We start from the raw sequence: 13,392 nt of genomic DNA, 5'->3' as shown, positions 1-13,392 counted from the left end.
TGATTACTTAATCCTTCATGTAATTAAGTGCTTCCCAACGTATCCAGCCGTCACCATCTTTACTGTATATATTGTCCAGCTTCTTAAGAAGTTCAGGGCGGCTCAGCACTTCTCTTGCAATGTGAGTGAGTCGGTCTTTGTCAGCATTACCGGTCAGCGTGCGATTAGATATCTCTTTGAGGGTGTCGATCTTAATTGAACTCGTCCAGTAATCATCCTTGAGCTTGTCAAAGTTCTTAAGCATTTCCTGGGCAACTTTCTTGTCCGACTTGGCGGAGAGTGGATTGCCGCCGTTCGCAGCAATTTCCGCATTCTCCCTATGAATCAAGCCGTCTTGCTTACCGGTTTCGCTATCTTGATCCAGCAGTTTATTCAAGTCAGGCCGGTTAAGGATTTCACGCGCCAGCATGATATTTTGATCGTCGGCATAGTTGCCGGTTAACTGATTATTGGCCATATTGCGTAGCATTTTCTGAGAAATAGTCCCCGGATTATTGGGGTCCTCGAACGCATCAAAATTGTTCCTCAGCGCTTGGGCGATTTCTCTGTCAGTTTTACCCGAAAATTGATTAGTACCAGAAAGAATGACCGTAGCATTATAAGCTTCGTGGAATTTTACCCCATTCCTTGGCCCCACTTTTATCGAGCCGAAATTCAAACTTCCCGCGCTCTGTTCCGATGCACGTGGGTGATGTTGAGGCGTGTCATCAAGCCCTGGTTTACGCGCTGCAGGCAGTGTCGCAGTAAAGACGGGGCCGAGAGAGAGCGTGTTAGACATAGCGAATCTCCAAACTATTTATGTGCATGACCGTCCTGCTGACATCACCTTCCCAGTCACAAGTGAAGGCGTTCTAAAGTAAGTCACAGGTATTGCGTGTGTGGCAGTCATGCCCTAATAAGTTCCAGAGGTCGCCCTGACCCCTCACAGCCAGCGCATTATAACGTTGGCTGCTCTGACACTAAGCGCTCGATAAAGTTGCTGCCTGGCTCATCAGAAACCTAACTTTTATTAAGTAAGATTTAGTTATCACGGTGTACAGCATTGAACGCCGATCGCGTAAAAAATTCAGGGCTTCACACCGATGGATGCAGCCAAAACGCTCCACCGGCATGCGTTCGAATGGTTTATCCCGGAAACAAATATGGGTTCAGCCCACTGCGCGCGAACCCTTGCTCTTCGATGTTGGCGTCGAGTATCAGTGACGCCAGATCATCGGCGAAGGTTTCCAGCTGTGTGTCCCGGTCCAGATACAACACCTTCAGGTAGCTGTGACAATCCATGCAACTTTCGGCTTTGATACTCGCCTCCTGGGTGTCCAGTGACCAATAGTCCAGTTTCCCCGTTTGCTCACAGTTGCTGCACTTGGCCCGTACCATGTGCCAGCGGCTTTCACATAAACGGCAATGCAAATACCGCAGGCCGCTTTGTGCGCCACCCAACACCACACTGGCGGATGGCTCGCTGTTACACACCGGGCAAAACTGGCGGTGCTCGCCATAGTCCGCGTGGCCACTGGCGGGCAATTGTGCCGCCAGTTGCGTCCAATACAACGACAGTGCCGCCCAGATAAACAACGCGCGAGCGCTGCCCACTTCGCCGTGGTGGCCGCTGAGCAGAGCGCTGGCCTGCTGTTCAAGTTGCTCAGGTGGCGTATCGCGCAATGCTGCAACCACCTCTTGGACGGCCACTGTCGCCAAGGGTAATTGATCGAGTAACGCCCCCAACGCCTGTTGCCAGTAGCTGTCGCGCTGCATGCTCACGTAATCCAGTGGCGCCAGTGGCTGGCCTATTCGCGCCGCCGCGCGCTCGGCCAGATTGCGCGGTAATGGCTGCTGTTCCAACACCCGCTGCTGAGCCTGTACCAGACTGGCCACGAAGTTCAGGTAATCGCCCATCGGATGATCGATGGCCAACGCCTGCAACCGTTCGGCACGCCGCGTGTAGTGCTGCTTGAGGGTGGGTAACAACAACGGCGTTATCCGGCCAATGCCGCCGGTAGGTGTCTCTATCGGCGTGAGCTTAATGCTGCTCATTGATTGTCCTTCTTGGTATTGATCTGTTTGAACCAGCGGTCGTGGTGGGTTTTGGCCCATTTTCGCGAAACGTAACCGGTGACCATGCCGCCAATCGAGCCTTTGACCCAGAACCCCATGTAAGCGTGACCGATAATCAACAGGATCAGGCAGATGCCCGTCAGCGAGTGCATCAACGCCCCGACGCGAATCACGGGAATGGGGAAAAACGGTGCGAAATACGGGCGCCAGATCAGCACACCACTGATTAGCAGCAGGCTAATCAGCCCCATGATTCCCCAGAACAACAGCTTTTGCCCGGCGTTGTATTTACCCACCTGCAACGCTTTGTTGTGACGCCCCATCAGCACGTCTTTAACGTTGGCAAACCACAGACGATCTTCGGGTTCAGGCAAGTTGTATTTGACCAGGCGCACAAATAAAAACATCAAGGCCAAAAACACTACGACGCCCAAAAACGGATGCAGAATGCGCGCCAGTTGCGGCGTTCCCAGCACGTTGCTCAGCCAACTCATGGAGGGGAAGAACCACGACAACCCGGTTAACGCCACCAACATGAAGCAGATCACCATCACCCAATGGCAAATCCGCTCCGCGAACGGGGTGCGCAAGATCATGTCTTTATGCTTCATGAGTGCTTCTCCTGATCCTGGTGTGCCGCGCCCTCTTCGCGTTCAACTTCATCGTCGGCGTCATCGGTGGTGAGTGGACCAACCCCGATGTAATGGAACAGTGTTCCGGCCAGGGTCGCAAAAAACGCCACAGCCGCTACCGGTTTAAGCCAGCCCTTCCACCCTTCAACCACATGACTGATACGCGGATCGGCTGGCAGGTTGTGGTACAGCTGCGGTTTGTCAGCGTGTTGCAACACATACATCACGTGGGTGCCGCCGACTCCTTGCGGGTCGTATACCCCCGCATTCGCAAAACCCCGGGTGTTGAGTTCTGCCACCCGCTCATTGCCCAGGTGCTTCATGTCGGCCTTGCTGCCAAAGTTGATGGCACCGGTGGGGCAGGTTTTAACGCACGCAGGCTCTTGCCCCACGCTCACCCGATCAATGCACAGCGTGCATTTGTAAGCTTTGTTGTCTTTTTTACTGATGCGCGGCACGTCAAAGGGGCAGCCGGCAATGCAATAGCCGCAACCAATGCAGTGGTCGGAGCGGAAATCGACGATACCGTTGGCGTATTGCACAATCGCCCCTGGCGCCGGGCAGGCTTTGAGACAGCCGGGGTCGGCGCAGTGCATGCAGCCGTCCTTGCGGATCAGCCATTCGAGCTTGCCGCTTTCATCCTCAACCTCGTCAAACCGCATCAGGGTCCAGGTTTCAGCCGACAAGTCTGCCGGGTTGTCGTACACGCCGACGTTATGCCCCACCTCGTCACGCAGGTCGTTCCATTCCCCGCACGCCACCTGACAGGCTTTGCAGCCGATGCAAATGGTCACGTCGATGAGTTTGGCCACTTGCACTTCGCTGTCACGCACTTGAGGTGCAGGCGTCAGGCTATTGGTCGCAGAGCGCTTGATAATGTCTTGGGATTGCATGGACATGAGCTTTCTCCCTTACGCCTTTTCCACGTTGACAAGGAAAGCCTTGTACTCAGGCGTCTGCGCGTTGGCGTCGCCGATGGCCGGGGTCAGGGTGTTGGCCAAATACCCTTTACGGGTTTCACCTTCATAGCCCCAGTGGCAAGGAATGCCGATGGTATCGACCTCTTGTCCGCCCACTTGCAGCGTACGTATGCGTTTGGTCACCACCGCTTTGGCCTTGATGTAGCCGCGTTTGGTGCTGACCTTGACCCAATCGCCCTGGACGATGCCTTTTTTCTTCGCCAGGTTTTCACCGATCTCGATGAATTGCTCGGGCTGCAACACTGCGTTGATCCGTGAGTGTTTGGTCCAGTGACGAAACAGCTCAGTGATCGAATAGGTGGTGGCGACGTAAGGGAATTCTGCCGCAGTGCCCAGGCGGGCCTGGTCGTAAGGAAAAATACGCACGGTCGGGTTGTAAACCATGCTCGGGTGCAAGGGATTACGCCCCGTAGGCGATTCTGTTGGTTCGTAGTGCTCGGGGAACGGGCCGTCGACCAACGCATCGATGGCGTACAAGCGCCCGACGCCTTCGGGCAGCATGATAAAGGGGTTGGCCTTGCTGCCTGGCGGCATCGTCGCCGGGAAGTCGGGCACATCAATGCCGGTCCAGCGCTGGCCGTTCCACTCGATAACCACTCGCTGCGGGTCCCACGCCTTGCCTTGTAGATCAGCCGAGGCGCGGTTGTACAAAATGCGCCGATTTTGTGGCCAGGCCCAGGCCCATCCCAGGGTACTGCCCAAGCCTGACGGGTCTGCGTTATCGCGGCGTGCCATCTGGTTGCCCTGCGGGGTCCAGGAGCCGGCAAAGATCCAGTTAAAACTGGCGGTGCTGCCGTCATCACGCAGTTGCGAGAAGTCGCTGAGCAATTCGCCTTTGCGCACCGTGATGTTGCCTTGCGCGTCTTTCAAGTCCTCCAGGGCAAAACCGTTGGCCTCTTGCGCCACCTCTTCAGGGGTCGGGTCCAGCGGGTCGCGGTAGTTCCAGGCCATGTTCAGCAGTGGCGCGGGGTTGGCACCGCCTTCCTGTTCGTACATTTGGCGCAACTTGACGAACAGGTGACCTAGAATCTTGCCGTCGTGCCATGCCTCGTTCGGCGGCGCCGCACCAGCCCAGTGCCATTGCAGCCAGCGACCCGAGTTGACGATGGAGCCGTTTTCTTCGGCAAAGCACGAAGACGGCAAGCGGAAGACTTCCGTCTTAATGCTGGCCGTATCAACGTCGTTCTGGTCGCCGTAGTTTTTCCAGAAGCTGGAGGTTTCGGTCACCAGCGGGTCGATGATCACCAGATACTTGAGTTTGGCCAATGCCGCGCTGGCCTTGTTTTTGTCCGGAAAGGCCGCTATCGGGTTGAAACCCTGGGCGATGTAACCATTGACTTCGCCGTCATGCATCATTTCCAGATAACGCAGCACGTCGTAGCTTTTGTCCCACTTGGGCAGCCAGTCAAAGCCCCAGTCGTTGGCCGCCGTCGCGTTATCACCCCAGAACGTTTTCATCATGCTGGTGAAAAATTTCGGCGTGTTTTGGTAGTAGTTGACCTGCTCCGGTAGCAGCGCCTTGGGCGTGGTTTGCTTGAGGTAAGTGGCCAGGTTGGTTTGTTGATCGCTGGGCAAGTTCATGTAACCCGGCAAGCGCAGCGACAGCAGCCCGATGTCGGTGTAGCCCTGAATATTGGAGTGCCCGCGCAAAGCGTTGACCCCGCCACCCGCCATGCCGATGTTGCCGAGCAGCAGCTGGATCATCCCGGCGCCGCGAATCATTTGCACGCCGCTGGAGTGATGGGTCCAGCCCAGCGCATACAGGAACGTAGTAGTGCGATTTGGCGCGCTGGTTTCGCCAATGATGCGGCAGATTTCCAGAAAGTCTTCTTTTGGCGTGCCGCAGATGTCGGTCACCACCTCGGGTGTGTAACGGCTGACGTGCTGTTTGAGCAGGTTCCAGACACAGCGGGGGTGGCTATAGGTTTCATCGCGTTTGGCAAAACCGTCGGCGTCGAGTTCGTACATCCATTCGCTGCGTTCGTACTGCTTCTTGGCAGGGTCAAAGCCGCTGAACAGGCCCTCCTCGAAGGTGTAGCTGTCGCGCACGATCAGCGGCGCGTTGGTGTAGGCGCGCACGTATTCATGATGGATACGGTCGTGGGTGATCAGGTAATGGATCATGCCCATCAGGAAAGCGATGTCGGAACCGGCGCGAATCGGCGAGTAAATGTCAGCCACGGCCGCACTGCGGTTGAAGCGCGGGTCGACGACGATGACCTTGGCGCCATTGCGGATCTTGGCTTCGACCACCCACTTGAAACCTACCGGGTGCGCTTCAGCCGGGTTACCGCCCATGATCAACACCACGTTGGCGTTCTTGATGTCGACCCAATTGTTGGTCATGGCGCCCCGGCCCAACGTTGGCGCAAGTGCCGATACCGTCGGGGCGTGACACAGCCGTGCCTGGCAGTCGATGCCCAGCATGCCCAAAGCACGGGTAAAACGCTGATCCAGAAAACCGGTTTCATTACTGGCTGCCGACGAGCACAGCATGCCCGTGGTCAGCCAGCGGTTAACCGTCACGCCGTCAGCATTCTTCTCAATGAAGTTGGCATCGCGGTCATCTTTCATTAACCGGGTGATGCGTGTGATCGCCTCGTCCCAACTGATGCGTTGCCACTCGTTGGAGCCGGGGGCGCGGTACTCAGGGTATTTAAGCCGCTGCTCGCTGTAGATGAAGTCAATCAGGCCCGCGCCTTTTGGGCACAACGAGCCACGGCTGACCGGGTGATCCGGGTCGCCTTCAATATGAAAAATTCGCGCTTTAGCGTTTTTGGCACCGTCGCCCAGGCTGTACATCAAAATCCCGCAACCCACCGAACAATAGGTGCAGTTGTTGCGGGTTTCTTTGGCGCGCAGCAATTTGTATTGGCGGGAGGGATCTGCCTGGGCAAGTCCGGGGGCAAAACCGAGTGATGCTACCGTGGCCGTGGCAACACCGGCCGTACAAAGTTTGACGAACTGTCTTCTGCCGACGTCCATAAATCTCCTCAACATCCGTGCGCTATGCCGGATACAGAGTCGCTCCTGTCTCACGGTGACAGGATACGCTCAGGCTTTTTTATCTAATGACCATAGCCAACTTCCGCTCGCACGCGAGGAAAAATCAACCCCAAGTAATATGACAAAAAGCGCTGAAACGATATTGATGGACGTCAAGGAAGGTGCAATGAGCGGCAAACGGTGTGAGCACCGCCGCCGCCAGGAGGGCTTAGATGCCTTGCAGGGCAAGGTCCATAGCAAAGTAGGTGAGGATCATGTCAGCGCCTGCGCGCTTGATCGAGCCCAGGCTTTCACGCACCACACGGGCTTCATCAATAGCCCCCGCCTGAGCGCCGAACTTGATCATCGCGTACTCACCGCTGACCTGATAGGCCGCCAAAGGCAAGCGCGAGGCTTCGCGGATGTCGCGAATGATGTCCAGGTAGGCGCCGGCGGGCTTGACCATCAACACGTCTGCGCCTTCCTGCTCGTCCAGCAGCGACTCACGAATCGCTTCGCGGCGATTCATCGGGTTCATCTGGTAAGACTTACGGTCACCTTTGAGTGCGCTGCCACCGGCTTCGCGGAACGGGCCATAGAGGGCCGAGGCGAATTTGGTCGAGTACGCCATGATCGAGGTGTCGAGAAAACCGGCGCCGTCCAGCGCACTGCGAATCGCCTGCACCTGTCCGTCCATCGCCGCCGAGGGCGAGATGAAGTCCGCGCCCGCCGCAGCAGCGGCCACGGCTTGTTTGCCCAGATTGATCAGCGTTGCATCGTTGTCCACGCCGTGGTCGTGCATTACGCCGCAATGACCGTGGGAGGTGTACTCGCAAAAACAGGTGTCACTCATGACCACCATGTCTGGCGCGGCATCTTTACTGATACGCACCATGCGCGACACCAGGCCGTCTTCACGCATGGCATCACTGCCGGTAGCGTCCAGATGATGGGAGACGCCAAACAACATCACCGACTTGAGGCCTGCGCGGGCGTAGCGCTCGATTTCGCCCGCCAGTTTCGATTCAGGAATGCGCATCACGCCCGGCATGCTGGTGATGGGCACAAAATCGTCGATTTCTTCTTCGACGAAGATCGGCAGCACCAAATCGCTCAGGCTGAATTCGGTTTCTTGAAACATGTCACGAAGGGTTTGTGAACGGCGCAGGCGGCGCGGGCGAACAGAAGGGAACTGGTTAGGCATCATGGTTCCTGAGGGCAGGTTCATAAGACAAGCGAGCCTTGGCCAAGGCTCAATGGCGCCACAAATACAGGATTGAAACAGCAAATGCAAAGCATGCGGCCCATTGCCGCAGCACACCCAGCCCGCCTTTGAGCCACCGCAAGCGCTGAGGGTTGGCGTGTTCTGCGTCAATCAGCGCAATGCGTGGAGGGTTGAACATTTCGTTAAAAAGCGTAGTATCGCCGCCCATGATTCTCGAACAGCTCAAAGCGCTGGGCAATGACACTCGCATGCAAATGATGGAGTGGCTTAAAGACCCGCTGACTAATTTCCCGCCGCAAGATCATGGAGATCCTGCCATCGGTGTGTGCGTGACGCATTTGCAGCACAAGGCAGGCTTGTCGCCGTCGACCGCTTCAGCGCACCTAGCCATTTTGCAAAGGGCCGGTTTTGTACTGACCACCCGCATTGGCAAGTGGACCTACTACCGACGCAACGAGCAGGCGATTAATGACTTTGCGGCTAGGCTGAAAATCGAGTTGTAATTTTTAACCATTCATTTCGTTATTTTGCGTAATTAGAAAATATGAGGAAGCCCCATGAGCAATAAAACCATCTTCGTCCAACCGGGTGGCGGCTATGACAACGTGGTTGTCGGCAGCAGTGACGTGCGCGAGCCTGCAAGTGACGAAATCACTGTGCGCTTGCATGCCAACTCGCTCAACTACCACGATTTTGCCGTGGTCAGTGGCATGTGGGCGCCGAGTGAAAAGCGCATTCCGATGGCCGACGGTGCCGGTGAAGTGATTGCAGTCGGTGCGCACGTGACCGAGTTCAAAGTGGGCGATGCGGTGGTCAGCACGTTCTTCCCCGAGTGGATTGATGGCACCCCGCTGGTTGAAGGCTTTGTCAGCGTGCCGGGTGACGGCATTGACGGCTATGCCCGTGAGAAAGTGACTGCCAAAGCCACCGCCTTCACCCTCGCGCCAACAGGTTATAGCCACGCCCAAGCTTCAACCCTGACCACTGCTGGCCTGACGGCCTGGCGTGCACTGATGGCCGACGATTCGCTCAAGCCCGGTGACACTGTGCTGGTACAAGGCACGGGCGGTGTTTCAATTTTCGCCCTGCAATTCGCCAAAATGGCCGGTGCTACCGTGATCGCCACCTCTTCGAGCGATGAAAAGCTGGAACGCCTCAAAGCACTGGGTGCCGACCACGTCATCAACTACCGCAAAGACACCCAATGGGGTGAAACGGCACGCGCCCTCACGGGGGGGCGTGGCGTGGATCACATTATTGAAGTGGGCGGTCCTGCGACCCTTGAGCAGTCGATGATCGCGATCCGGGTGGCCGGGCACATTTCCATCATCGGCATTTTGAGCGGCGTCAGCGGCGCAATGAACTTTGTGCCCGCCTTGATCAAACAAGTGCGCCTGCAAGGTGTATTGGTGGGCAGCCGTAGCCAGCAACAAGACATGATTCGTGCCATCAATGCCAACGGCATGCGCCCTGTGATTGATCGTCACTTCCCGCTGAGCGAGATTGTGCAAGCGTTCAAATATCAGGAAACCAACCAGCATTTCGGCAAAATCTGCCTCGATATCTAACCGCCACTCAGCCAGAGCGCGCATTCCCGGCGCGCCTCTGGCTTCATGTCTCAAAATGGTCCACCCAAGCGATGCCCGCAACAGGTGCGGTCCGCGCGATTAAATACTCGAGGGCTTAACGCCAACACAACGCCAAAATCAGCCATTAAATTAGAGCGAAGGCTCTAGGTCGGGCCTCTCAGCGATATTAATTGTCTGACAATATAGTAATTATTGTTGAGATCGATTATCATCCGCCGCTCGCGCAGCACCCTTCTACTTCAAATCAACCTCAAAAAAACGTCGCTGGGTGCTGTTTTAAGGGAATAACCTGAGGCGCTCATGCACCGCTTTACTTTTAGCAAATCTTTGATTTGCGCAACATTGGGGTTTGTCTGTCTGCCGACTTTTGCGGCATTTCAACCAGAGTCCGAAGCTGACCTGGCCAGCGAAATCGACAAGGCCTGCCACTTCAATAAAGACACCAGTACCGATTGCACCACCACCTATCGCTACACCCTCCTCACCAATAATGGTCGAGAGATGTTGTCGCGTATCGACTTCAGTTTTGCGGAAACCGACCAACTGGAGGTCATCAACGCACAATCGACCCAGCCCGGCGGCAAGCCCATTGCGTTAGCCGAATCGCAAATCGACACGCGCATGGCACCTAACCCGGATCAGGGTTTTTTACGCTCCAAGCAGACCTCGATTGCCTTTCCAAATTTGCGCATCGGCACTCAGATCACCTACACCCTGCGTGAACATACTGCCGCCAAGCCGCTGATGGACAACTTCCATTACGTCATGATGTTCGGTCCAAACGCTGTGCGCTCCGACCGTTTCAAAAGCACCTTCAGTGCCGAAAAGCCGATTGTGTGGCGCAGTGAGTTGATGGAGGACTTCACCTTCACCCCGTCTGCCGATAACAAAACGTTGGTCATTGAGCAAAAAAAGCCGCGTTTCGTGAATTACATCAATGAATCAGGCAACGCTTATATTCGCCACGTACCCCGGGTCGAACTGGGCAGTTCAACCCAGTTGCAAGACTATTTCGGTCAGTTCGCCAAGCGTTACAACGAAATCCTGGCCGCCCGCCTGCCTGCCAGTGCTGCCAAAGCGGTCTCGGGGCTTAAGGGATTGCCCCCAGAGCAACAAGTGGCTGGGCTGATGCAGTACCTGCACGATCACTATCGCTACATGGGCGACTGGCGTGCCACTGACCGTGGTTATGTGCCCTTTACCCTGAGCGAGATCGAGGACCGTGGCTACGGCGACTGCAAGGACCTCGCCGTATTGCTGACCGCCATGCTCAATGCCAGCGGCGTAAAGGCTGAAACCACCTGGGTCAGCCGTGGCACCAACACGCTCAGCCTGATGCTGCCAGGCACCAACGCACCTAACCATGCCATCGTCAGGGCGCAAGTCAACGGCCAGGTCTGGTGGCTCGACCCGACCAACCCTGTGTTTTTGCCGGGTCGCAGCATGCCCGACATTCAAGACCGCTGGGCGTTGGTTATCGATGCGCAGGGCAAGGTGCGCGAAGACCATATCCCCGAAGAGAAACCCGCGTTGAGCATGAACTTGAAAAAGTTCGAGCACTTCAATCGCGAGGGGCAGGCTCGCACCACGGCAACTGTCGAAATGAGCCAGATGACGCTGATGCAACTCAGCTATTTCGACACCACCTCGGGCGTGTCCGGTACCAACCTGGACCTGTGCAACAACTTTGGCAAAGAAGTCACGGACTGCAACATTACCCGTGAAAAAACCGGTTTCGTGGTGCCTGACCACTACCGGATCAACGCCACCCTGACCAATTTGCGTCCCCTTGAAAGCCTGTCAGGGCAACACGTGTACAAACCGGCCTTTATGGGTGAACGTTGGGACGGTTTGATGAACTACCGGCGCAACGGGCAATTGGCCGACTTGTACCTGGGCGATCCAGAAAAGCTGACCTATGACATCACGCTGTCTGGCGCCAAAGTGGGTAAAGAGATCAAAACGTGTACGGTGAACTCGCCATGGTTTGATGTCGAACTGAGCGGTAAACGCAGTAAAGGTGAGTACCGTTACCTGTACACCGTCACCCAAAAGCACAGTTGGCTGAGCCACGACGACATTATCAGCGCGCCGTTTGAAGCGATGCTCAAAGACGCACGAAACTGCAACGAGCAAATGCTGCAAGTGGTGCAACTCAACACCAAGGCCTGAAACCCTTGACGCTGAAATAAAAAAACCTGACCCCGGTAACGGGGTCAGGTTTTTTTTGCACGGGCGGTTTTACGCGATGGCCGCGTCTACCAGCACTTGAGCCTCTTCGACCAAACGGCTGAGGTGCGCATCACCGACAAAGCTCTCGGCATAAATTTTGTAGATGTCTTCGGTGCCTGACGGCCGCGCAGCGAACCAGCCGTTTTCGGTCATCACTTTAAGCCCGCCAATCGCCTGATTGTTACCGGGCGCATGGCTGAGGATTTGCGTGATGGCTTCACCGGCCAAGGTGGTGGATTTGACCTGCTGCGGCGACAACTTGCCAAGCAAGGCTTTTTGCTGCGGTGTGGCCTTGGCATCTACGCGGGTGGAATACGGCTGACCCAAGTCTTGCGTCATTTGCTGATACAGCTGTGAAGGGTCGCGCCCTGTTCGGGCGGTCATTTCAGCAGCCAGCAATGAAGGAATCAAACCGTCCTTGTCCGTCGACCATACCGTGCCGTCGAGACGCAAAAACGAGGCCCCGGCGCTTTCTTCCCCACCGAAGCCCAGCGAACCTTCAAACAAACCGTCGGCAAACCACTTGAACCCGACCGGTACTTCATACAAACGGCGCCCCAGGCGCGCGGCGACGCGGTCAATCAAGCCACTGCTGACCACGGTTTTACCGACGGCTGCGTCTGCACGCCATTGCGCACGGTTCTGGAACAGGTAGTCAATTGACACCGCCAAGTAGTTATTGGGCGCCAGCAGCCCGCCCGATGGCGTCACGATGCCATGACGGTCGTGGTCCGGGTCACACGCGAACGCCACGTCGAAACGATCTTTGAGCCCAATCAAGCCTTGCATGGCGTAGCTGGAGGACGGGTCCATACGGATACGGCCATCCCAGTCCACACACATAAAGCGGAAAGTTGGGTCGACTGCGGTGTTGACCACTTCCAGGTTCAGGCCGTAATGCTCACCGATGGCCGACCAGTAACGCACGCCCGCCCCGCCCAGCGGATCCACACCCAAACGCAAGTTCGCACCGCGCAGCGTGTCCATGTCGATGACATTTTTCAGGTCAGCAACGTAGGTGTTCAGGTAATCGTGGCGGTGTGTGGTGCTGGCTTTAAGCGCCTGTTCGTAACTGATGCGCTTGACGCCCGACAATTTAGCCGCCAGCAGTTCGTTGGCTTTAGCCTCAATCCACTTGGTCACATCGGTATCAGCAGGGCCGCCGTTGGGCGGGTTGTACTTGAAGCCGCCGCTTTCCGGCGGGTTGTGCGAAGGCGTAATGACCACCCCGTCAGCCAGCCCGCTTGTACGGCCCCGGTTATAGCAAATGATGGCGTGGGAAATGGCAGGGGTTGGCGTGTATTCGTCATGTGCAGCGATCATGGTTTCAACACCATTGGCGGCAAACACTTCCAGGGCGCTGGCCCCGGCAGGGGTCGACAACGCATGTGTGTCGATCCCGACAAACAACGGGCCGTTGATACCCTTGGACTGGCGGTAAAGGCAAATGGCCTGGCTGATGGCCAACACATGCCACTCATTAAAGCTCAAATCAAACGAGCTACCGCGGTGCCCGGACGTACCGAACGCGACACGCTGAGTAGCCATCGCTGCATCGGGTTGACCGGTGTAATAAGCGGTCACCAGTCGCGGAATATCGACCAGCAGGTTTGCTGGAGCCGGTTTGCCCGCAAGAGGACTGAGTGTCATGCAAAACCTCGGGAAATAAATGATTCGGAGGAAAAAACGCAGTT

General features: G+C 56.3%; 10 protein-coding genes. 3 read left to right on the top strand and 7 right to left on the bottom strand.

Translation table 11 applies throughout. The features are described 5' to 3' along the window. Positions 1–7: 7 nt before the first annotated feature. From TU86_RS13325 to hemB, 6 genes are all read right to left on the bottom strand, one after another. Positions 8–778, bottom strand: coding sequence for a hypothetical protein (locus TU86_RS13325; RefSeq protein WP_053076022.1), 771 nt, complete (start codon positions 776–778; stop codon positions 8–10). A 347-nt stretch (positions 779–1,125) separates the two neighbouring features. Further along, complete coding sequence (fdhE, locus tag TU86_RS13320; protein WP_048364792.1) at positions 1,126–2,034, bottom strand: formate dehydrogenase accessory protein FdhE; 909 nt, start codon at positions 2,032–2,034, stop codon at positions 1,126–1,128. Beyond that, positions 2,031–2,666: a formate dehydrogenase subunit gamma gene (locus TU86_RS13315; RefSeq protein WP_048364791.1), complete on the bottom strand. Its 636-nt coding sequence runs from the start codon at positions 2,664–2,666 to the stop codon at positions 2,031–2,033. Before TU86_RS13315 ends, fdhE begins: the two co-directional genes overlap by 4 nt. Beyond that, positions 2,663–3,580 (bottom strand): formate dehydrogenase subunit beta, encoded by a 918-nt coding sequence (gene fdxH / locus TU86_RS13310; protein ID WP_275575767.1) that lies wholly within the window; start codon positions 3,578–3,580, stop codon positions 2,663–2,665. The genes TU86_RS13315 and fdxH overlap by 4 nt, the downstream gene beginning before the upstream one ends. An 18-nt stretch (positions 3,581–3,598) precedes the next feature. Continuing rightward, positions 3,599–6,652 (bottom strand): formate dehydrogenase-N subunit alpha, encoded by a 3,054-nt coding sequence (gene fdnG, locus TU86_RS13305; protein ID WP_082149429.1) that lies wholly within the window; start codon positions 6,650–6,652, stop codon positions 3,599–3,601. A 229-nt stretch (positions 6,653–6,881) separates the two neighbouring features. Then, complete coding sequence (hemB, locus tag TU86_RS13300; RefSeq protein WP_048364789.1) at positions 6,882–7,856, bottom strand: porphobilinogen synthase; 975 nt, start codon at positions 7,854–7,856, stop codon at positions 6,882–6,884. 227 nt (positions 7,857–8,083) lie between these two features. Here hemB and TU86_RS13290 point away from each other — a divergent pair, with 227 nt between their 5' ends. From TU86_RS13290 to TU86_RS13280, 3 genes are all read left to right on the top strand, one after another. Beyond that, positions 8,084–8,380, top strand: coding sequence for an ArsR/SmtB family transcription factor (locus tag TU86_RS13290; RefSeq protein ID WP_048364787.1), 297 nt, complete (start codon positions 8,084–8,086; stop codon positions 8,378–8,380). Between the two features lie 54 nt (positions 8,381–8,434). Next, positions 8,435–9,445, top strand: a complete 1,011-nt coding sequence (locus TU86_RS13285; RefSeq protein ID WP_048364786.1) for a zinc-dependent alcohol dehydrogenase family protein — start codon at positions 8,435–8,437, stop codon at positions 9,443–9,445. 321 nt (positions 9,446–9,766) lie between these two features. Then, positions 9,767–11,638, top strand: a complete 1,872-nt coding sequence (locus tag TU86_RS13280) for a DUF3857 domain-containing transglutaminase family protein (RefSeq protein ID WP_048364785.1) — start codon at positions 9,767–9,769, stop codon at positions 11,636–11,638. 69 nt (positions 11,639–11,707) lie between these two features. Here the strand turns inward: TU86_RS13280 and pgm are convergent, their stop codons facing one another. Further along, the gene (gene pgm, locus TU86_RS13275) at positions 11,708–13,348 is read right to left on the bottom strand and encodes a phosphoglucomutase (alpha-D-glucose-1,6-bisphosphate-dependent) (RefSeq protein WP_048364784.1); all 1,641 of its coding nucleotides are present in this window, start codon (positions 13,346–13,348) and stop codon (positions 11,708–11,710) included. Positions 13,349–13,392 lie beyond the last annotated feature (44 nt).

Origin of the sequence: Pseudomonas weihenstephanensis, assembly GCF_001043055.1 — a bacterium.
Classification (GTDB): domain Bacteria; phylum Pseudomonadota; class Gammaproteobacteria; order Pseudomonadales; family Pseudomonadaceae; genus Aquipseudomonas; species Aquipseudomonas weihenstephanensis.
This window is presented reverse-complemented; position numbering and strand designations above follow the sequence as displayed.

Coding starts and splice junctions, on each gene's coding strand:
- fdxH (WP_275575767.1), bottom strand. CDS start 3,580: ATGCAATCCCAAGACATTATCAAGCGCTCTGCGACCAATAGCCTGACG.
- fdnG (WP_082149429.1), bottom strand. CDS start 6,652: ATGGACGTCGGCAGAAGACAGTTCGTCAAACTTTGTACGGCCGGTGTT.
- fdhE (WP_048364792.1), bottom strand. CDS start 2,034: ATGAGCAGCATTAAGCTCACGCCGATAGAGACACCTACCGGCGGCATT.
- TU86_RS13280 (WP_048364785.1), top strand. CDS start 9,767: ATGCACCGCTTTACTTTTAGCAAATCTTTGATTTGCGCAACATTGGGG.
- hemB (WP_048364789.1), bottom strand. CDS start 7,856: ATGCCTAACCAGTTCCCTTCTGTTCGCCCGCGCCGCCTGCGCCGTTCA.
- pgm (WP_048364784.1), bottom strand. CDS start 13,348: ATGACACTCAGTCCTCTTGCGGGCAAACCGGCTCCAGCAAACCTGCTG.
- TU86_RS13325 (WP_053076022.1), bottom strand. CDS start 778: ATGTCTAACACGCTCTCTCTCGGCCCCGTCTTTACTGCGACACTGCCT.
- TU86_RS13290 (WP_048364787.1), top strand. CDS start 8,084: ATGATTCTCGAACAGCTCAAAGCGCTGGGCAATGACACTCGCATGCAA.
- TU86_RS13315 (WP_048364791.1), bottom strand. CDS start 2,666: ATGAAGCATAAAGACATGATCTTGCGCACCCCGTTCGCGGAGCGGATT.
- TU86_RS13285 (WP_048364786.1), top strand. CDS start 8,435: ATGAGCAATAAAACCATCTTCGTCCAACCGGGTGGCGGCTATGACAAC.